Origin of the sequence: Tissierella sp., assembly GCF_032104385.1 — a bacterium.
Classification (GTDB): Bacteria; Bacillota; Clostridia; order Tissierellales; family Tissierellaceae; genus Tissierella.
Genome location: NZ_DAMCHJ010000011.1, coordinates 1 through 19521, shown reverse-complemented (window position 1 = coordinate 19521; position 19521 = coordinate 1). Strand labels below are relative to the sequence as shown.

Annotated in this window: 19 protein-coding genes; 4 read left to right on the top strand and 15 right to left on the bottom strand. The window is 32.0% G+C overall.

Translation table 11 applies throughout. The features are described 5' to 3' along the window. The first annotated feature begins 20 nt into the window (after nt 1-20). Complete coding sequence (locus RT714_RS11285; protein ID WP_313757709.1) at nt 21-1229, top strand: FtsX-like permease family protein; 1209 nt, start codon at nt 21-23, stop codon at nt 1227-1229. Continuing rightward, nucleotides 1229-1891, top strand: a complete 663-nt coding sequence (locus RT714_RS11280) for an ABC transporter ATP-binding protein (RefSeq protein WP_313757708.1) — start codon at nt 1229-1231, stop codon at nt 1889-1891. The genes RT714_RS11285 and RT714_RS11280 overlap by 1 nt, the downstream gene beginning before the upstream one ends. A 52-nt stretch (nt 1892-1943) precedes the next feature. Here the strand turns inward: RT714_RS11280 and RT714_RS11275 are convergent, their stop codons facing one another. From RT714_RS11275 to RT714_RS11255, 5 genes are read right to left on the bottom strand one after another with little or no spacing between them, the layout of a single operon-like run. Beyond that, on the bottom strand, nt 1944-2651 hold the full coding sequence (locus RT714_RS11275) for an ABC transporter ATP-binding protein (RefSeq protein ID WP_313757706.1): 708 nt from the start codon (nt 2649-2651) through the stop codon (nt 1944-1946). Continuing rightward, nucleotides 2651-3418 carry an ABC transporter ATP-binding protein gene (locus tag RT714_RS11270; RefSeq protein WP_313757704.1) on the bottom strand — a complete coding sequence of 256 codons (768 nt, stop codon included), beginning with the start codon at nt 3416-3418 and terminating at the stop codon, nt 2651-2653. Before RT714_RS11270 ends, RT714_RS11275 begins: the two co-directional genes overlap by 1 nt. Beyond that, the gene (locus RT714_RS11265; protein WP_313757703.1) at nt 3399-4469 is read right to left on the bottom strand and encodes a branched-chain amino acid ABC transporter permease; all 1071 of its coding nucleotides are present in this window, start codon (nt 4467-4469) and stop codon (nt 3399-3401) included. The genes RT714_RS11270 and RT714_RS11265 overlap by 20 nt, the downstream gene beginning before the upstream one ends. Nucleotides 4470-4482: 13 nt before the next feature. Beyond that, complete coding sequence (locus RT714_RS11260; RefSeq protein WP_312668112.1) at nt 4483-5355, bottom strand: branched-chain amino acid ABC transporter permease; 873 nt, start codon at nt 5353-5355, stop codon at nt 4483-4485. A gap of 54 nt (nt 5356-5409) precedes the next feature. Further along, nucleotides 5410-6549 carry an ABC transporter substrate-binding protein gene (locus tag RT714_RS11255; protein WP_313757701.1) on the bottom strand — a complete coding sequence of 380 codons (1140 nt, stop codon included), beginning with the start codon at nt 6547-6549 and terminating at the stop codon, nt 5410-5412. Between the two features lie 232 nt (nt 6550-6781). Between RT714_RS11255 and RT714_RS11250 the strand changes: the two genes are divergently transcribed. Both RT714_RS11250 and RT714_RS11245 read left to right on the top strand, forming a co-directional pair. Beyond that, a complete protein-coding gene (locus tag RT714_RS11250) occupies nt 6782-8389 on the top strand; it encodes a transporter substrate-binding domain-containing protein (protein ID WP_313757699.1) in 1608 nt (535 codons plus the stop codon). 1 nt (nt 8390) lies between these two features. Then, entirely contained in the window at nt 8391-9743 is a 1353-nt protein-coding gene (locus tag RT714_RS11245) for a sigma-54 dependent transcriptional regulator (RefSeq protein WP_313757697.1), read from the top strand. A 41-nt stretch (nt 9744-9784) separates the two neighbouring features. On the opposite strand, the gene RT714_RS11240 is transcribed toward RT714_RS11245, so the two are convergent. From RT714_RS11240 to RT714_RS11195, 10 genes are all read right to left on the bottom strand, one after another. Next, a complete protein-coding gene (locus RT714_RS11240) occupies nt 9785-10576 on the bottom strand; it encodes an XdhC/CoxI family protein (protein WP_313757695.1) in 792 nt (263 codons plus the stop codon). Beyond that, on the bottom strand, nt 10577-11374 hold the full coding sequence (gene yqeB, locus RT714_RS11235; protein ID WP_313757694.1) for a selenium-dependent molybdenum cofactor biosynthesis protein YqeB: 798 nt from the start codon (nt 11372-11374) through the stop codon (nt 10577-10579). It lies immediately after the preceding gene. Between the two features lie 24 nt (nt 11375-11398). Continuing rightward, entirely contained in the window at nt 11399-11977 is a 579-nt protein-coding gene (locus RT714_RS11230; RefSeq protein ID WP_313757693.1) for a nucleotidyltransferase family protein, read from the bottom strand. A 10-nt stretch (nt 11978-11987) separates the two neighbouring features. After that, a complete protein-coding gene (yqeC, locus tag RT714_RS11225) occupies nt 11988-12710 on the bottom strand; it encodes a selenium cofactor biosynthesis protein YqeC (protein WP_313757692.1) in 723 nt (240 codons plus the stop codon). Between the two features lie 12 nt (nt 12711-12722). After that, on the bottom strand, nt 12723-14300 hold the full coding sequence (locus tag RT714_RS11220; protein ID WP_313757690.1) for a methyl-accepting chemotaxis protein: 1578 nt from the start codon (nt 14298-14300) through the stop codon (nt 12723-12725). A gap of 25 nt (nt 14301-14325) precedes the next feature. After that, entirely contained in the window at nt 14326-15321 is a 996-nt protein-coding gene (locus tag RT714_RS11215) for a molybdopterin cofactor-binding domain-containing protein (RefSeq protein ID WP_313757689.1), read from the bottom strand. After that, nucleotides 15318-16589: a molybdopterin cofactor-binding domain-containing protein gene (locus RT714_RS11210; protein WP_313757687.1), complete on the bottom strand. Its 1272-nt coding sequence runs from the start codon at nt 16587-16589 to the stop codon at nt 15318-15320. The genes RT714_RS11215 and RT714_RS11210 overlap by 4 nt, the downstream gene beginning before the upstream one ends. Further along, complete coding sequence (locus tag RT714_RS11205; RefSeq protein ID WP_313757686.1) at nt 16589-17062, bottom strand: 2Fe-2S iron-sulfur cluster-binding protein; 474 nt, start codon at nt 17060-17062, stop codon at nt 16589-16591. The genes RT714_RS11210 and RT714_RS11205 overlap by 1 nt, the downstream gene beginning before the upstream one ends. Then, on the bottom strand, nt 17059-17922 hold the full coding sequence (locus RT714_RS11200) for a xanthine dehydrogenase family protein subunit M (RefSeq protein WP_072974056.1): 864 nt from the start codon (nt 17920-17922) through the stop codon (nt 17059-17061). The genes RT714_RS11205 and RT714_RS11200 overlap by 4 nt, the downstream gene beginning before the upstream one ends. 67 nt (nt 17923-17989) lie before the next feature. Then, nucleotides 17990-19363, bottom strand: coding sequence for an NCS2 family permease (locus RT714_RS11195; RefSeq protein WP_313757684.1), 1374 nt, complete (start codon nt 19361-19363; stop codon nt 17990-17992). Between the last annotated feature and the right edge of the window lie 158 nt (nt 19364-19521).

Below are 19521 nucleotides of genomic sequence, written 5' to 3'. Positions count from 1 at the left end.
ATGAGAGGTGTTATGATTTAATGAGTATATTGAAGTTAGCCTATCTTAATGTAGTAAGACGAAAATCTCAGTCCTTACTTACAGGAATTATAGCATCAATAACTATTCTTTCATTTGTATTGGTCTTTTCCATTTTTTTTATAGTACAAGATGGACTAATCCTCACAAGTGAAAGACTAGGTGCTGATATAATTGTAATTCCAAATAAGGCAGATTTAGATTTTTCAGAAACCCTTTTTACTGGTGCGGAGCAAAATATATATATGCCAAAAGATATAGAAAATAAGATTAAGGTTATTGAAGGAATAGAAAAAACTACACCTCAATTTTTTACAGCTACTATAGAAAACTCTAGCTGCTGTAGCTATGGTGAAACCTTACGTATTGTAGGAATTGATCACAACTCCGATTTTATATTAAAACCTTGGTTTGAAGAATATAATTTAAGTCCATTAAAAGATGACGAAGTCATTATAGGTAGCGATATTCAAGTTATATTGGGTAACAAAGTATCTATATTAGGAGATATATTTAAAGTAGTAGGTACTTTATATACTACTGGAGGCAGTATGGATAATACCATATTTATGAATATTGATAAATCTAGATTATTAGCTAAAGATAAATATCCTACTGACCTTTGGAAAATGGACAACCCAGAAGATTTAATTTCCTCCATTTTGATAAAAACTTCTTCTAAGAAAACAGATATGGAAAATATTGTAAATAAAATAAATAATCTGAATTTAGGTATAAAGGCTGTATCTATCTCAAGTTCTATAACTAATATTAAACAACAGCTGGATTCTATTTCTAAGATAATATTATCTCTATGGTTGGTCTTATTGTCAGTTTCATCTCTAGCTCTTATAGGTAGGTTTACTTCACTTGCGGAAGGAAGAAAAAAAGAAACTGGTTTTTTAAGAGCTATGGGGATGAAAAAGAAAGAAATATTTAAATTGATAATCCTAGAATCTTGGATTATAGCTGGTATTGCTGGTATTATAGGAAGTACTTTTGGAGCAATATTAGTAAAGCCACTTTTATCTATGATTAGCAAATCTATTATAATTCCACAAGGCCATTGGTCATTATCTCTAAGTATAATAGCTATAATAATAGGTATAGTTTCTGCTCTTTTATTAGGATTTTTAGCTTCTATCTATCCTGCTTGGAAAAACTCTAATCTAGAACCTCAAGAAGCAATTGCGAAAGGAGATGTTCGATAATGGAAATTTGCCGTTTGGAAAACATAAAAAAAACTTATGGATCCGATGAAAAAGTTACTCCTATAAAACAAGTTTCTTTATCCATAAACTCAGGAGATTTCATATGTATTGAAGGCCCTTCTGGTGTAGGAAAAAGCACTCTTCTATACATAATCGGCGGATTACTAAATACCTCTTCTGGAAATGTATTTATAGATGGTAACAATATAACTACTATGAAGGATAAAGAGCTTACAAATCTGCGTAGAAATAAGATAGGATTTTTGTTCCAAGATACTCACTTAATACAGGCTCTTACTATTGAGGAAAACTTAATTTTTATACAGTCTATGTGTCATAAGAAAAAAAATCTTAATAAAGTAAAAGAACTTTTAACTCGATTAGGTCTCTGGGAAAGAAGAAATTTTCTACCTAGTGAGCTAAGTGGCGGTCAGAAAAGACGAGCTATGATAGCCTGTACCATAATTAAAGAGCCATTATTGATATTAGCTGATGAACCTACAAATGATTTAGATGAATATTGGGCAGAAGAAATCTTACATATACTATATGAATATGTAAATATGGGTAAAGCTGTAATCCTCGTAACTCATAATGAACAATGGGCTGATAAAGCACAAAAAAGATTTATTTTAAATAAAGGTATACTTTATCCAAAATAGAATATTTAAAATTATGATCTAAAAGGAGAAGTCCTTGACTTCTCCTTTTTATTTATTCCTCCCCTAAATAAGCCTTTCTTACTCTATCATCATGTAATAATTCCTTAGCATCACCTGAGAATAAGATCTTGCCTGTTTCTATTACATATCCTCTATCTGCTGTTTGTAATGCAATATTGGCATTTTGCTCAACAAATAAAAATGTTAATCCCCTTTTTTCGTTTATCTCCTTGATAGATTCAAATATTTCCTCAATAACTATTGGTGCTAACCCCATTGATGGTTCGTCCAGCATTAGTAATTCTGGATCTGATAAAAGGGCTCTACCTATGGCTAACATTTGTTGCTCTCCACCACTTAAGGTTCCTCCATATTGTTTAGTTCTCTCCTTTAATCTAGGAAATAATTTATATACAAATTCAAGGTCTTCACGTATTTTTTCCTTATCTCTTCTCAAATAAGCTCCCATAAGAAGATTTTCTTCTACAGTTAATGCCGTAAATATTCGTCTTCCTTCTGGAACATGAATAAGTCTTTTAGCCACTATTTTCTCCGCACTTAACTCATTTATTTCTTCATCTTTATATTTTATACTTCCTTTAGATCTTACTAGATTAGATATGGCTCTCAGGGTACTAGATTTTCCTGCACCATTACTTCCAATTAAAGTTATTATCTCTCCCTTTTTTATTTCAAAGGATAATCCTTGTAATGCATGAATTCCTCCATAATATACATTTAAGTCTTCAACCTTCAACATTATTTAGCACCTCCTTTACCTAGATAAGCTTCTATTACCCTTTGATTTTGTTGAATTTCTTGTGGTAATCCTTCTGCTATTTTATTCCCATATTCTAGTACTGAAATTCTGTCTGATATACCCATTACAAGTTTCATATCATGTTCAATAACTAAAATAGTATTTCCTTTATCTCTAATCTTCTTTATTAAATTTGTCATTTCAACCTTTTCACCTGAATTCATACCTGCCGCTGGCTCATCAAGTAAAAGTAGTTTTGGTTCTGTGGCTAAAGCCCTTGCAATTTCAACTCTCCTTTGATATCCATAGGGTAGGCTAGTGGCTATTTCATCTTTTAAATGAGTTAATTCCAAGAAATCTAATATCTCCATTACTTTATCTTCAACTGCCTTTTCTTCTTTTACAAGCTTGGGAGATTTTAATATGGTAGCCAATAAATTTGATGATGTTCTACAATACTGTCCAACCATTACATTTTCAAGCACTGTCATGGTACTGAATAATCTTATGTTTTGAAAGGTTCTACCGATACCCATTTTTGTTATTTCATATGGTTTAGATTTTTTTACTTTTTCTCCTAAAAATGTAACTTCTCCTGCTGTTGGCTCATATATTCCAGTAATAGCATTAAAAAAAGTAGTTTTCCCTGCTCCATTAGGTCCTATTAAGCTTACTATCTCACTATCATCTATATGAAAATCCACATTGTTTACAGCAGTTAATCCGCCAAAACACATTGTTATTCCTTTAGCTTCGAGAATTCTCATTTTTTCCACCTCCCTTTAGACTAGACATGCTGATCATTCCTTGAGGTCTTACTATCATCATCATTACTAATAATATTCCGTATATTGCATATCTATATGTGGATATACCTCTTAATGCCTCAGGCAATATAGTCAATACTGTGGCTCCTACAATGATACCAGGCACACTTCCTACGCCGCCTAATACTACCATTGTTAGCATTACTACGGATTCCATATATGTGAAGTTATCAGGATTTACATAATGAATAAATGAAGCAAATATACCTCCAGCTAGTCCTGCTATAGCTGCACCTAGAACAAATGCAAGTATTTTTAAAAATGTTGGATTTATTCCCATTGCTTCTGCAGCTACCTCATCATCTTTTACTGCTACTAACCCTCTCCCTAGCCTAGAGTGTAATAGTCTATAGGATATAAAGATAGTTAAAAGAGCTAGGATATATAGAATATAATAATATCCCATATTACTGCTTATGGTATAACCAAATATCTTAGGAGATGGAATACCTGGTATCCCAGCAGGTCCTCTTGTAAAGGATGCCCAATTTATTAGAACCAGTCTTAGTATTTCACTAAATCCTATTGTTGTAATAGCTAAATAATCCCCTTTCAATCTTAGAGTAGGAACCCCTAGGAGCAATCCAAATATTGCAGAAACAATTGCACTGCATACTAATGCTATCCAAAAAGGTACATGATAAGTCACTGTTAAAATAGCAGTGGTATATGCCCCTACAGCATAAAATGCAGAGTGCCCCATGGAAAGTTGTCCTGCAAATCCAAGAACGAAGTTTAAGCTAAGTGCTAGTACTATATATATCAACACTAATACACTTGTCCTAAGGGCATAAGTATTGTTAGCTAAAATTAGAGGTAATAATGCTCCTAATACTAAAAATATATAGGTTGTAGCTTTTCTTTTTTTATTATCTAAATTCATAAATTTCTTAGTACTTATATCAAATATTTTTGAAAGTACAATAATTCCTAAATATAATATACCTGAATATAATATTAGATTGAATAAAACCTTTGAAATATTAGTCATCGTTATCCACCTCCTATACCTTTTCTTTAATGCCCTTACCTAATAATCCATCTGGCTTTAGGATAAGTATGATTATCAAAATTATAAAAGCTATGGCATCTCTGTATCCAGAAGATATATATGCTGCACCTAAACTTTCTGATACTCCCATTATAAGTCCTCCAAGCATTGCACCTGGAATACTGCCGATACCACCTATTACTGCCGCAATAAAAGCCTTTAGTCCTGGTACGTAACCCATCATAGGATATGCTGCTTTATAATATATTGCAACTAGAGTACCTGCAGCAGCTCCTAGAGAAGAACCAAGGGCAAAGGTAAAATATACTACCTTATTTGTATTGATTCCCATAAGTCTTGAAACATCCATATCCTGAGATACACATCTCATAGCTCTACCAATCCTTGTATATTGTACTATATAAGTTAATAATGCTACTAAAACAATTGTTGTACCTAAGATTATCAATTGGATAGTATTAACTCTAATGCCCATAAAACTAAATACTTTATTATTTATTACAGTTGGAAATGATTGAGTTTCAGGCCCCCATATAAGCATTGCAAAATTCTCTAAAAATATCCCTACTCCAACTGCAGATAGAAATAAGTTTATTTTTGGTGCTTTAAATACAGGACTATAAGCAAACTTTGCGATAAGTATCCCAAAAATAGATGCCCCGATCATTCCAAACAAGAATGCCAGCATTATTGGCATATTAAATATTGTCAGTCCTGTATATGTCAAGAAAGCACCTATCATATACACATCTCCATGAGCAAAGTTTATCAGTCTAATGATTCCATAGACCATTGTAAAGCCTATAGCCGTTAGAGCATAAATGCTTCCAAGAGCTATACCATTACTTAATTGCTCCATAAACATATCTTTCACTCTCCCTTTGTCTATTAGGGAGCCTTTAAAGGCTCCCTAATGTTTTTAGTTTAGTTGGTCTTCTGATAAAACGATTTTACCATCTTTAACTTCTAGTATTAGAATATTTCTTGTTACATCATTATCTTCAAAAGATATAGGACCTGCTACTCCAGGGAACTCCTTCACCTCTTGTAAAAACTTCGTTATACCTTCTCTTGTTGCTCCATTTTTCTTCATGCCTTCAAGAATAAGCTTTGCTGAGTCATATGCTAAAGCTGAATAGTTATCAGGTTCTTTATTATATTTTGATCTGAAAGATTCTACAAATTCCTTTGTTCCAGGGAATTCAACATCTGGATGGAAGAAAGCAGCAAATCTTATTCCTTCAACAGCTTGTCCCCCTAATTTTATTAATTCATCTGAACTAATTCCCTCTGTTCCTATCATTGGTACATTTAATCCTGCTGATCCTGCTTGCTGTGCAATTAAAGCTGTTTCTACATAATAACCTGCAATAAACATTATATCTGGGCTTTCACCTTTAATCTTTGTAAGTTGAGGGCTAAAGTCTTTTGATTGTCCTTCAAAATATGTTTCTGCTGCAACAACTTTTCCACCTAGACCTTCAAATTCTTCTGTAAAATCATTTTTAAGTCCTGTACCAAAGTCATTAGCTGTAAATAAAATAGCTGCATTTTTTTTGCCTAATACATTGTAAGCATATTGTGCTAAATTTTTAGCTTGAGTAGTATCAGTTAATGAAATACGGTATAAATGAGGTGTAGTTCCATCTGTTATTTGTTTATTAACTGAGTCTGTAATAACTGGTATACCTGCTGCTTCATAAATTCCCCTAGCTGCTAGTGTACAGGAACTGTTCCAGTGACCAATTACTGCTAAAACTTTATCATCTCCTGCAAATTTTTGAGCTACGTTTGGTGCTTCTTTAGGATTTCCTGTATCATCACCAATAATTAATTTTACCTGTTTTCCATCAATTCCACCCTGTTCATTTACTTCATCTAATGCTAATTGAATTGCTTTAGCTTTCATATCACCAAATTGAGCTGAATCCCCTGTCATAGGGTTAGCTGCTGCTATATATAATTCAGAAGAGTTAGAATTTCCTCCACCACCACCACATGCAGTAAGTGAAACTATACTTAAAACTAATAAAACTGCTAAAAAAGCCTTCCTTTTCATTAAAAATCCTCCTTTGTTTTTATAAACTTTATTTTGATGACATCTATTAATGCAAATAGTATGCCAGAATTTTTTATATCTTTAATCATGAATAAACTACTACATATCATTTGTAACTAGAAAAATTACTAAAATATAATAGAAAATAACTATGAAATTAATTCATACTATGAAATTTTTTCATACAAGTGATATAATGATATATAATAAAATTTAAAAACTGAGGTGTAAAATGATTCGAAGAAGAATTTCATCTATTTGTTTGCTTATCATGATTTTTTTACATTCTTCTATCCCTAGTGTTTCCGCTCAATTGCAAGATATTAATGTGGAACCTCTGAAAATAGGTGGAGATAATAATTATCCACCCTACGAATTTCTAGATGATAATAACAATTTTAGGGGGTTCAATATAGATATTATAAGAGCTATTGCTATAGAACTTGGGTTGGAAATTGAATTGATTCCAAATAGTTGGGAAGATACTATGGAACTCTTGAAAGATGGGGAAGTTGATGCTGTTCAAGGCATGACCGTTACACCAGAACGTGATAAAGTTTATGATTTTACCCAAGAGATAGTGATGAATTCTCAAAATATATTTGTATTAAAAAACTCTAGCCTAATTCATAACATAAACGATTTGTCTGGAATAAAAGTATCTATTCAATCTGAGGACGTTTCTAAGGAAATTACAAAAAGAATTCCTAATATTACTGTAATACAAAAAACAAATCAATTGGAAGCCCTTCAATCATTATTATCTGGCGAGGCTGATGCTTATGTAGGTAATAGATTAACGGGAATTTATTATGTACAAGCCTTGGGTTTAACAGAATCTGTAAAAATTGTAGGAGAACCTCTTTATTCCACTAAATATGCTATAGCTGTAAAAAAAGGAAATACTGAATTATTAAATATCTTAAATTCAGGCTTAGAAGCAATAAAAGCCAATGGAACATATGATAAAATCTATAGGAAATGGTTTGGAGAAACTATTTTAGATATTAACCAGAAATGGAAGGAACTTCTTTCAATATTATTAGTTGCACTTTCAATCTCCATAATATTTATTTATATAGTTTATTATTGGAATAAGAGGCTAAAACAAGAAGTAGAGTTAAGAACAAAAGAAATTATTGAATTAAATAATATTGCTATGTATAACGATAAAATGCAAGCCTTGGGAAAATTATCATCTGGTATTGCTCATGAGCTTAGAAATCCTTTGACATCTATTAATGCTTTTATTGATTTGATTCCTTTGAAAATAGATGATAAGAATTTTAGAAACGAATTAATAAAAATTGTTCCTAGTGAAATAAAAAGATTAAATGATTTAGTTAGTTCCTTACTTAATTATTCAAAACCAAAAAACCCAAAACCTGAAACAATTTTATTATCTGAAATATTCTCTGATATCTTAACACTATTAAAACAAAGACTTCAAGAGAAGAAGGTTAAAGTAAATATAGGAAATATAGATATTTCTATTTATGCCGATGAATCACAAATGAAACAAATACTAATCAATATTCTACTTAATAGTATTGATGCTGTTGATGAAAATGGGAGAATAGATCTAAATAGTAATATTAAGGATATGAAAGCTTCCATTATAATAAAAGACAATGGTTCTGGAATCCCAGAGGAAATGTTAGATAAATTGTTTGACCCTTTTTATTCCTCTAAGAAAACTGGATATGGAATTGGACTTTCTGTAACAGAAAGATTAATAAGAGAGAATAATGGAGAAATAACATTGGAAAGTACAGATGGTCAAGGTACTACGGCTACAATTTATGTACCTACTGAGCCACTTGATAGGAAGGAGAAATAATATGCATAATATTTTAGTTATAGATGATGAAATCTCAATTCTTACAGCATTAAGATTTGCCCTTGAAGATCACTTTAATGTATATACAACACCAGATGTATTGGAAGGTTTAGATATGATCAGTTCTAAAAATATAGATTTAGTTTTACTTGATCAATACCTTGGAGATTATAAAGGCCTTGAAGTATTAAATACAATAAAATCTGAAAACCCAAGGGTAATTGTAATTGCAATGACTGCTTATGGTTCCATTGAAGATTCTATTGAAGCAATTCAAAGAGGTGCTTATTATTATATTACTAAACCCCTAGATATAAATGGATTAATCTCTTTAATAAATAAGGCTCTTGATTATCAGTCTCTTTCCGATCAAGTGGAGGATTTAACTAGGAAAGTCAATGCAAATAAATTTAGCTTGAAGATGGTTTCTTCAAGTCATGCTATGAATGAAGTTTTTAAAATGATTGATAGGGTAAAAGATGTAGATATTACGGTTCTTATATCAGGGGAATCTGGAACAGGAAAAGAACTTATTGCTAGAGCAATTCATGAAACAAGCAGACGAAAAGATCAAAATATGGAAATAATAAATTGTGCGGCAATTCCTCATAATCTACTGGAATCCGAACTATTTGGATATGAAAAGGGTGCCTTTACTGGTGCCAATAATAAATATAAGGGAAAATTTGAACTAGCAGATAAGGGCACTTTATTCCTAGATGAGATTGGAGACATGGATATACAATTACAAGCAAAACTCCTTCGGGTTATACAAGAAAAAACTATTACTCCTCTTGGAAGTGAGAAATCAATACCCGTTGATTTTAGACTAATAGCAGCTACAAATTTAAACCTTAGTGCTGAGGTTAAAAAAGGAAACTTTAGAGAGGATTTGTTTTTTCGATTAAATGTTGTTAATATAGAAGCTCCTCCTTTAAGAAATAGAAAAGAAGATATTCCTGCACTTACAAAGCATTTTATAAATAAATATAGTAAATCTTTTAATAAAGAAGTTACTGGTATAAGCAGAGCTGCTATAGATGTATTAGAAAATCATGATTATCCAGGTAATGTTAGAGAACTTCAAAATATCATCGAACGTGCAGTAGCCCTTGCGGACAAAAGCACTATTCAAGTACAGGATTTACCAAGCGAAATTATACCTAACACTCATAGGGTTTTATTAAGTGAAAGCGTTCCCGTCTACATTGGTGATACTATAGAAACTGCTGAAAAAAAGCTAGTCCTTGCCACATTGGAATATTGCGATAACAACAAAAGAAAAACTGCTCAAATGCTAGGTATGAGTGAAAGACATCTTTATAATAAACTAAACCAATATGATGTAATATAACAATAACTGTAGAAAATGGTGCCAGGCACCATTTTCTACAGTTATTGCTTCATATGTTTAAGGGTTCCATTATTTTTTATCAATAATATTTCTGCCATAATGCTCATGGCTATTTCTTCAGGACTTCCGGAAGATATCTTTAATCCTATTGGTGCATATACTTTGTTTATTTTTTCTTCAGTTACCCCCACATTTCTTATTTTATCCATCATAGTCATTACCTTTCCTTTACTTCCCATAACACCGATATATTTTGCACTAGAATTGATTACTTCTAATAATGCTCTTTCATCGGATTTGTGACCACGGGATACTATAACTATATATGTATTGTTATCTATTTTATAATTCCTAAGTCTTTCATCGATAGATCCTAGTATTAATTCCTTTGCTAATGGAAATCTTTCCTTTGTTAGAAATTCTTCTCTATCTTCAAATATTGAAATATCAAAACTAAGTAAAGAGGCAATATTATATATTGCATATCCAACATGTCCTCCACCAATTATTAGAAGTTTTGGTTTTATCTTATATACATCAATAAATACTTCAACCTTTCCACCACAAATCATCTCCACACCATCTGCATCCAGTGGTAAATCTATGGTTTTACTCCCCCCTTCCTTTATAGCTTCAATACATAATTCTATAATATGCCTTTCCATTGCTCCACCCCCAATGGTTCCATGTATGGAGCCATCTTCTAAGACTGCCATCATAGTACCTAGACCTCTTGGAGTCGAGCCTTCTGATTTTGTAATAGTTGCTACTGCTAATTCTTTTCCATTATCTATTTCCTCTAATACTTTTTTCATTACTAAAAAATCTCCCATTTAAAATCTCCTTCCTCTCATTAGATACATTATTCCCTCCAAGACTCCGCCTCCTACTGCCCTAGCTTTATCAGATATTGTATAGGCATAATCCTCTATTCCTCGAGGATCTATATCTCCTATTTTTAATCCTTCCTTTACATAAAGTCCTTCTTTTATAATGCCTCTTAATATACCAGAGATTTTTGCTGGTATTTTTATCCCTCCAGTTTCACCTACTATTTCTCCTGCTTCAATCTTGCTGCCTATATCATAATACGATTTAAATATTCCATTAGCACTAGCCCTAATTATTCTTTCTTCCTTATATCCCATAACATCCCCTGGAATCCCAGTATTATTTTCCGCTTTTCCATTATGTATTACTTTTCCTAAAAAATGACCTCTCTTAGTTTCTACAACCAAATCCACATCTACTCCTGCTTCAAATCCAGGTCCCACTCCTATGGTTATTGGAGCCATATTTTTTGTAGTTCCAAGATTTTTCTTAGCAAGTATACTATCTACTACTACCATTGGATTTAATCTGTTTATTATCTCACCCTTCTCATCTACACATACTGGGATAGCTCCTATATCAATAGTATTATAAATTTCGTCTAAATTTTTTGCTAAAACGGCTTTAACCCCTTCTACTGCAATTTCTCCCATGTATATAGCCTCACAAAATGATACTTTTCTTCTAATGGCTAATGGTTTTTCTATATCTAACATCACTACTTTAAATCCTGCCATATATAATCTATGTCCTATACCTGTAGCTATATCGCCACCACCACGAATAATTATTGTATCCATATATTAACACCTACTTAGAACTTATCATTTTTTATTCATATTTAATAAATCTAAATCTTCTGGTCTATCTATATCCATACCTAGCTTTTCTTCTTTTATATAAACTTTTTTTACTCTAAAAATATTATCTTCTACTATATCCCTTCCACCTTTATCTCCTGTGATTTTTAGAAGTTCTTCTTTAAAGATAGAAGAAATAAGCATAGGCATTCCTCTAATTCCATTATAATAAGGCACTAAAATAGGTAAGTGTGAATTATTGTATTCTTCTATTAGTATATTTATAATTTCTGATGTAAGAAAAGGCTGATCCCCTACTAAAAACATATAATCATTTGCTTCTATGGCTTCATTCATACCTAGTTTTAGTGCCTGTGATTGTCCTAGATAAGCATCTTTATTATAAATAGTCTTTATATTATACTTTTCTCCTATTTCTTTTACTTCCTTACTTCTATAGACTAAAATTACATTATCTAATTTTGAATTTATACAGGCTTTTATTACTCTTTCAATTATACTTTCTCCATCTACTTTTATTAATAGCTTATCCTTTTTCATTCTTCTTGAAAAACCTGATGCTAAGATAATTCCTGTTATCATGATTATTCACCTAATAAAATTCCTTTTTTTTGATATTTGATATAATTACATCTTTAAATCCATTATTCTTTAATATCTTTCTAATTTTTATTGCCCTAAAAATTCTTATTTCATCATTAGCTTTATTCAGCAATAGAATTTTATTTCCATATGTATTTTTAAATAATCCATTTTCATCTAAAACAAGTTTTATAATAGTTTCTTCATCAATTATATCTAATAATGCTTTTCCTACTATTGCTGATAATATTTCTGCCCTATGAACCCTATTTTTATCTATTGACTTTCCCAATGAATCTAAACCTATAACCCCTATGGTTTTAGTACTACTTATGGGTACTACTGGTTCATGACTCGCTGGTGCTTTTATAGCTTTTCTATTGGCACCATCTGCCTCTATTAGAATGATATCAAATATATTTCTTCCGAAAATCTCATCTGACTTCTCTGGAGAAATACCTATTAGCTTTTTATCTTTTATTTCTTCACCTAATATTGTAATAGTAGAGTTTTGTGGATTGAAATTATGATCTATATCTTTTAAAAAGAGATAATCATATTCATCCTTTAAAGGTACACCTATTTTAGTAGTAGTGGATATAAGTACCTTTTTACCTAAAAATATAAATTCTTTAGCTAATTGAAAAATCGTAGTGGTCTTCCCTCCACCTCCAACGAAAGAAATCATCTCTTTATCATCTATATTCAATTCCATGGCTTCATATATAAACATTTCAGTCACCATTTATATGTTTTTTATCATTGAGTTTAATGCAAGACCTATTTCATATAGTCTCCCTATTTCGTCTGTAAGAGTTAGAAACTTAAATAATTTTCCATCTTCTACTCTTTTCTTAACTGGAGTTACTATATATTCCGTTTTACCTCTTTTAAGTTGTAAAAAGCTATGGTCTGCTTCATATAAATTCAAACCTACAGCGGATTTCTCATTGGTAAATTTCACTACTCCTGATTCATCAGTAATATATACTGCATCTACTCCTACTTCTTTAATAAATTCATTTATCATGTTATCAGTTACATTTTGATTTCTCTTAAAATATTCTTTTACTGCATAGGCTTGCTTTAACATTTTTTCTTCCATTACTTTACCTACTACAAATTGCTGCATATTATATACATGTCCTCTTGTTTTCTCTACTACCATATTTAAGTCTCTTGCTATATTACGCTGTTCTGCTGTTTTCTCTGTAGTTAATTCTATTTGAGCAGTTGTTTCCTGTGAAAATTCAGCAATTTTGGTTATATTTGTAGCTATTTCCTCTATCATAGTGTTATTTTCGCTGGTGAATTCTTTTATTCCCTCTAAACTTTCTTTACCTAAACTTAAAGTCTCTATTATTGATATGAACTCTCTATTTGTAAATTCAATGATTTCACAATTTTCATCCATATATTTCATTTCCTCTACCATAGATTCTGAGATAAGAACTATTTCATCTTGTAGTTTATAAATTACTTCTTCTATTTTTTTAGATACAACCTCTGTTTCATTAGCTAATTTACCTACTTCCATAGCAACTATGGAAAATCCTTTACCATGCTCTCCAGCTCTAGCTGCTTCTATAGATGCATTTAATGAAAGCATTTTGGTTTGATTAGATATTGCATTTATAAAATCTATAAGCTTTCCTACTTCATCTGAATAATTTCGCAACTCCATTATTCTCTTAGAGCTTTTCTCTACCATATTCTTAGAATTTATTATTCTATCTTCTATATGACCTATTTCTTCAATTCCTTTTTGAGCTGAGGTAATAGAATTTGATATAAATTGAATTTTATCAATTATATCCTTGTCTATCCTTTCCATAGATAGATAAATTCTCTCAGCTAAATTATTAGTTTCATTAAGCATTTTGCTTTGCTGTAATGCATTGGTATCAACTAATTCTGTTGAAGAAGCTATTAGTTCTGAACTAGATAAGGACTCCGTAGCTAATATGCTTAAACTTTCACATATATTAAATATTTCAGTGGATATTTCTACTTGAGTTTTTAAATTTCCTCTTATTTCTTGACAAGCTTTATTAATCTTTTCTTTTGCTTCCATAGGTATATTCACATCTTCTGACAAAGAAAAGTCCAAATCATTAATATTAGATAGACATTTTATTATCTCGTCTACTCCCCTGTTGCTTTTGATTTTTAATACTCCCAGAGATAATCCTATTGAAAATAGAAAAATTAGACTAATTTGTATAATTGGGTTTGTAAAATATAAATTTGAAAAATAATTCATTCCCATAAATACAATAGAAATTATGAATATATTTAAAAAATCTCTAATTCCTTTTTTCACTAATGCTACCTCCCATATCCTTATCTTATTTTTTATCTTCTGCCTCCTTTAAAGCTCTAATAAATCTTTCTGGTGTAACAGGCATTTCTGTAATCCTAACTCCCGTAGCATCGTATATTGCATTTAGTATTGCTGGAGCCATTGGAATCATAACAGGTTCCCCAATCCCCTTTGCTCCGTAAGGAGCAGTAGTTTCTGGATCTTCAACTATAATATTATTTATATCTATCATATCCATAGCTGTTGGTATTAGGTACTTTGAAAATTTATTATTCTTCATTATTCCATTTTCAAGATTCAAATCTTCAAGCAATGTATATCCAAGACCCATGGCAAATCCCCCATCCATTTGACCTTCTAATATCTTTGGGTTTACTGCACGACCTGCATCTTGTGCAAATGTAGATCTTATGAGATTAATTATTCCTGTTTCCGTATCCACTTCCACTTCTACTGCACAAGCATTAAATGTATAAGGCCAATAAGGTGCTCCTTGTCCTGTCTCTGGATCCATTTCAGTGGTTTGGGCAATAAATTCTCCCTTAGCTTCTATTGTATTATCACCATTATATATTTCCGCCAATTTAGCATAGGATATTCTCTTTTGGGGAAAAAAGCTTAGCACTATTTCACCGTCTTTTAATATTAATCCTGCTGTGGAGTTTAAGTTTAGCTCTATTTTAGCTTTGTCAAATAACTCATTCTTCATATTCTCACAAGCTATTTTTATAGCATTGCCTGTATTATATGTTTGCCTAGTTGCTGCTGCAGTTCCAGAATCAGGCATCAAAGATGTATTTTCATGAACTAATTCAATATCTTCTATATTTAGACCTAGTACCTCAGCACCTATTTGTCTCATAGCTGTTTTAGCTCCTTGACCTACCTCTGTTACTCCACAATATACTCCTATTTTCCCACCTGGAAGAAGCCTAATAATCGCCCTTGATATATCTGGAAATCCATTACCATAGCCTGTTCCATAAAAAGAAACTCCCATACCTATACCTCTTTTTTTCATGCAAGCACCTCCTCAAATCTTCTTGAGAACTGAAAATCTTCTTCTACTTTTTCAATGCATTTATCTAAAGGAACACTATCTGTAAGTATCTGACCTGTTGCCGTCATGGAGTCTTTTCTAAATATATTTTTCATCCTAATTTCAACGGGATCCATGCCTAGTTTCTCTGCCAGCATATCTATTTGTTGCTCATGAGCCATAGGTACCTGAGTTGCACCAAACCCCCTCATGGCTCCAGTAAATGGATTATTGGTATATACTGCATAGGTATCTACCTTTACATTTGGTATGACATAGGGTCCAGTAGCATGAACTCCTGCCTTTCTTAGTACATTTATTGCCCAAGAGCAGTGGGCTCCTGAATCACCTATTATCTCTGCTTCCATATATTGAAGAATCCCATTTTCATCTGCACCAGTTTTATACTTCATAATCATCGGATGGCGTTTTGAATGTGTCAAAAACGATTCTTCCCTTGAATATATAACCTTTACTGGTCTTTTTAATACCATAGCTGCTAATGCCAAATGAATCTGTGGCGATATATCCTCCCTAGCTCCAAAGGCTCCACCTACTGCTGTATTTATTATCTTAACCTTTTCTTCTGGCAAACCTAAATTTATAGCTACTTCCTCTCTGTCATAATGCGGATACTGAGTAGCTACAGCCACAACTACTGTTCCATCTTCTTCAAGATAAGCAACTCCTGCTTCTGGTTGTAAAAAAGCATGTTCTGCCATTGGTGATTTATATATATTCTCTACTATATATCTACATTTCTTCTTTCCTTCTTCTATATCTCCATGCCTTAATTTATAATGAAATATAATGTTAGAATCTCCATGTACCTTTGGTGAATTTTCCTTCATAGCTTCTATTGGATCAAATACTGCAGGTATTTCTTCATAATGAATTTTAACTTTTTTATAACCCTCATCACAAGCTTTTTGGGTCTCTCCTACTATAAATGCTATTGGCTCTCCTATTCTTATAACCTTTTCACTTGCAAATACTTCATGGTCTTTAAACACTACTCCATGGCTATTTTCTCTTGGAACATCTTTATATGTGAATACCTTTAATACCCCATCAACCTTCTCTGCCTCACTGATATCTACTGTGATTTTAGCATGAGGTTTTTTTGACCTTAAGGTTTTCCCATATGCCATATTATCTAAATATATATCTTGAGGATAAACTGCCTTACCTGTAACTTTACTATATGCGTCTACTCTGACTATACTTTTTCCTATTACATTTAGCTCCATTACTTTTCCCCCTCCATATATTTTATAGCCTTTTCAGTTGCATCTAGCATTTTATTATATCCTGTACATCTGCATAAATTTCCAGATATACCTTCTCTAATTTCATCCCTTGTAGGATTAGGATTTTTATCTAACAATGCTTTAGTAGATAAAACCATTCCCGGAATACAAAATCCACATTGTACTGCCCCTGCATCTATATATGCTTGTTGTATTGGATGAAGCTTGCCATCTTTCTCCATTCCTTCTATGGTTAAAATATTACTTCCATTAGCTTGAAATGCCATTATAAGGCAAGAATTAACTGTCTCCCCATCCATAATAACAGTACAAGCCCCACATTCCCCTTCTCCACAACCTTCCTTGGTACCTAAAAGTTTAAGTTCATCTCTCAATAAATCTATTAATCTTAAATTTTCCTCTATAGAAACTTCAAAATATTCACCATTTACCCTTAGACTAATATCTATCATTCCTTTACACCACCTTTATTTTTTACTGCTAATTCCATAGCTTCTTTCAATATGCCAGATATGGCAACTCTTTTATATGGCAAAGTGGCTCTACCCTTTAATCTTTCATCCATGGAACTCTGTATTGTACCTATAGCTCCTTCTATGGTTTTTGCTTCAATTTTCTTTCCAATTAAATATTTTTCCACTTCATATTCTCTCATAGGGTATTTCCCCAATGCTCCACTAGCAACCCTAATGGATTTAACAAAATCTTCATCATCAAATTCAATAAAAGTAGCAGAAGTGAGCCTTGATATGGCTAATGCCTTTCTAAGTCCAAGTTTAGCAAAGGTAAGAATTTGATTTTCCTTTGGCTTTTTAAATGTAATAGTTGTAAGTATTTCATTTTCTTTTATAGGATCATTGTAATAGTCTTCTATTGCTATTTCCCTAGTTCCATCTATACTTAAAAGTTTAACCTTACTTCCTAATGCAATTAGTGGTGGTATTGAATCTGCTGCTGCAGATCCATTTGCAATATTTCCTCCTATGGTTCCCTTATTCCTTATTTGTGGTGAGCCTACCATTCTACACGCCTTATACAATCCATATAAATTCCCTTGAAATAAAGGATTTCTAATAATTTGTGTAAAGGTCACACCTGCACCTATTTTAATATATTCCCCATCATCCTCTATGTCCTTCAAGTCTGCAATTTTAGTAATATCTATTAACACCTTAGGTGATATTTTCTCATTTTTCAAGGCAATTACAATATCAGTACCTCCAGCTATTATTTTTGCATCTCTACCATATTTGCCAAGAATTTCTACTACTTCATCAATATTATTTCCATTATATACTTGATTTAAGGTCATATTTACACCTCACATAGGATTTTTTGTTTTAGAAAGCCGCCTCCATAGAGAAGGCGGCTAGTAGTTGTTACATAAATATAGTTTTTAATACAAATAGAAATGCTAATACGTACATAATTGGTGATACATCTTTTTGCTTTCCTGCTAATACTTTTAATACTACATATGAAACCATACCAAATACAATACCTTCTGCTATACTATAGGCGAAAGGCATCATAACTATTGTTAAAAATGCTGGTATCGCTTCTGTAAAATCATCTAAGTCAATTTCCTTAATTGGACTCATCATAAATAATCCAACTAAAATTAATGCTGGTGCCGTTGCAGCTCCTGGTATCATACCAAATAGTGGGGATAATATTAATGCTAATGCAAACATAACTCCTGTTGATAAAGCAGTAAGTCCAGTTCTACCACCATCTGAAACACCTGAAGCTGACTCTACAAAAGTAGTTACTGTAGATGTACCTAAACATGCACCAAAAGTTGTTCCTATAGCATCTGCTAATAGGGCTTGTCTTACTCTAGGTAGTTTCCCTTCTTCATCAAGCATTCCAGCCTTTGATGATACTCCTATTAAAGTACCTACAGTATCGAATACGTCAACAAATAAGAATGTAAATACTACTATAAGCATATCAAATGAGAATATTCTACTCCATTCAAATTGGAATGCTACATCCTTAAGAGATGGAGGTAGAGAAAATATACCTAGAAATTCTCCATTAGGCATATAACTTACTCCCATTGGTATTCCAATCAATGTGGTTATTATTATACCAAAGAACAATGCTCCCTTAATGTTTTTAGCTAAAAGAATTCCTGTTATAACAAGACCTATTAATGCTAATAATGCTGAAGGAGATTTTAAATTTCCCAGAGTAATTATTAATCCTCCTTCATTTAATACATTAACTCCATTTTCCATGAACATTTTTCCTGTATCTACTATTCCAGCATTTATTAACCCAATCAATGCTATAAATAGACCTATACCTACAGATACAGCCTTTTTAAGATTCATAGGGATTGAATTAAAAATTGCCTCTCTTACCTGGAAAAATGATAATATTATAAATATAATCCCCTCAAGAAATACTGCTGTTAAAGCAAATTGCCAAGAATGTCCCATACCAAAAACTACTGTATAAGTAAAAAATGCATTAAGTCCCATACCTGGTGCAAGTGCAAAAGGATAATTGGCTAAGAATGCCATCATCACACAAGCAATAAATGCGGAAAGTGCAGTTGCTGTAAATACTCCACCATAATCCATACCTGAATCTGAAAGTATCCCTGGATTTACTGCCAAGATATAGGCCATGGTCATAAATGTAGTAATCCCCGCCATTATTTCTGTTTTTACATCTGTATTGTGTTCCTTTAGCTTAAATCGCCTCTCAAAAAATCCAACATTTGAAGCTTTTTCACTAGACATAATATTCCTCCTTATTGATTTTATTAAAAAAACTATCCTCCTTTCTTTTAATACTTCTATTTAGTTATTATACTAAATTTTCAAGGATAACTATACTGAATTCTTATTTAATAACTGGAGATAGAATGTTGAAATTGTTTACATCAATAAGCCCCTTA

Excerpts from the sequence above, each read along its gene's own strand:
- RT714_RS11230 (WP_313757693.1), bottom strand. The coding sequence starts at position 11,977 with ATGATAACAGGAATTATCTTAGCATCAGGTTTTTCAAGAAGAATGAAA.
- RT714_RS11285 (WP_313757709.1), top strand. The coding sequence starts at position 21 with ATGAGTATATTGAAGTTAGCCTATCTTAATGTAGTAAGACGAAAATCT.
- RT714_RS11280 (WP_313757708.1), top strand. The coding sequence starts at position 1,229 with ATGGAAATTTGCCGTTTGGAAAACATAAAAAAAACTTATGGATCCGAT.
- RT714_RS11195 (WP_313757684.1), bottom strand. The coding sequence starts at position 19,363 with ATGTCTAGTGAAAAAGCTTCAAATGTTGGATTTTTTGAGAGGCGATTT.
- RT714_RS11210 (WP_313757687.1), bottom strand. The coding sequence starts at position 16,589 with ATGGAGCTAAATGTAATAGGAAAAAGTATAGTCAGAGTAGACGCATAT.
- RT714_RS11265 (WP_313757703.1), bottom strand. The coding sequence starts at position 4,469 with ATGACTAATATTTCAAAGGTTTTATTCAATCTAATATTATATTCAGGT.
- RT714_RS11270 (WP_313757704.1), bottom strand. The coding sequence starts at position 3,418 with ATGAGAATTCTCGAAGCTAAAGGAATAACAATGTGTTTTGGCGGATTA.
- RT714_RS11260 (WP_312668112.1), bottom strand. The coding sequence starts at position 5,355 with ATGTTTATGGAGCAATTAAGTAATGGTATAGCTCTTGGAAGCATTTAT.
- RT714_RS11240 (WP_313757695.1), bottom strand. The coding sequence starts at position 10,576 with ATGGGAGATTTTTTAGTAATGAAAAAAGTATTAGAGGAAATAGATAAT.
- RT714_RS11205 (WP_313757686.1), bottom strand. The coding sequence starts at position 17,062 with ATGATAGATATTAGTCTAAGGGTAAATGGTGAATATTTTGAAGTTTCT.
- yqeB (WP_313757694.1), bottom strand. The coding sequence starts at position 11,374 with ATGGATACAATAATTATTCGTGGTGGTGGCGATATAGCTACAGGTATA.
- yqeC (WP_313757692.1), bottom strand. The coding sequence starts at position 12,710 with ATGTTTATATATGAAGCCATGGAATTGAATATAGATGATAAAGAGATG.
- RT714_RS11275 (WP_313757706.1), bottom strand. The coding sequence starts at position 2,651 with ATGTTGAAGGTTGAAGACTTAAATGTATATTATGGAGGAATTCATGCA.
- RT714_RS11255 (WP_313757701.1), bottom strand. The coding sequence starts at position 6,549 with ATGAAAAGGAAGGCTTTTTTAGCAGTTTTATTAGTTTTAAGTATAGTT.
- RT714_RS11250 (WP_313757699.1), top strand. The coding sequence starts at position 6,782 with ATGATTCGAAGAAGAATTTCATCTATTTGTTTGCTTATCATGATTTTT.
- RT714_RS11245 (WP_313757697.1), top strand. The coding sequence starts at position 8,391 with ATGCATAATATTTTAGTTATAGATGATGAAATCTCAATTCTTACAGCA.
- RT714_RS11200 (WP_072974056.1), bottom strand. The coding sequence starts at position 17,922 with ATGACCTTAAATCAAGTATATAATGGAAATAATATTGATGAAGTAGTA.
- RT714_RS11215 (WP_313757689.1), bottom strand. The coding sequence starts at position 15,321 with ATGAAAAAAAGAGGTATAGGTATGGGAGTTTCTTTTTATGGAACAGGC.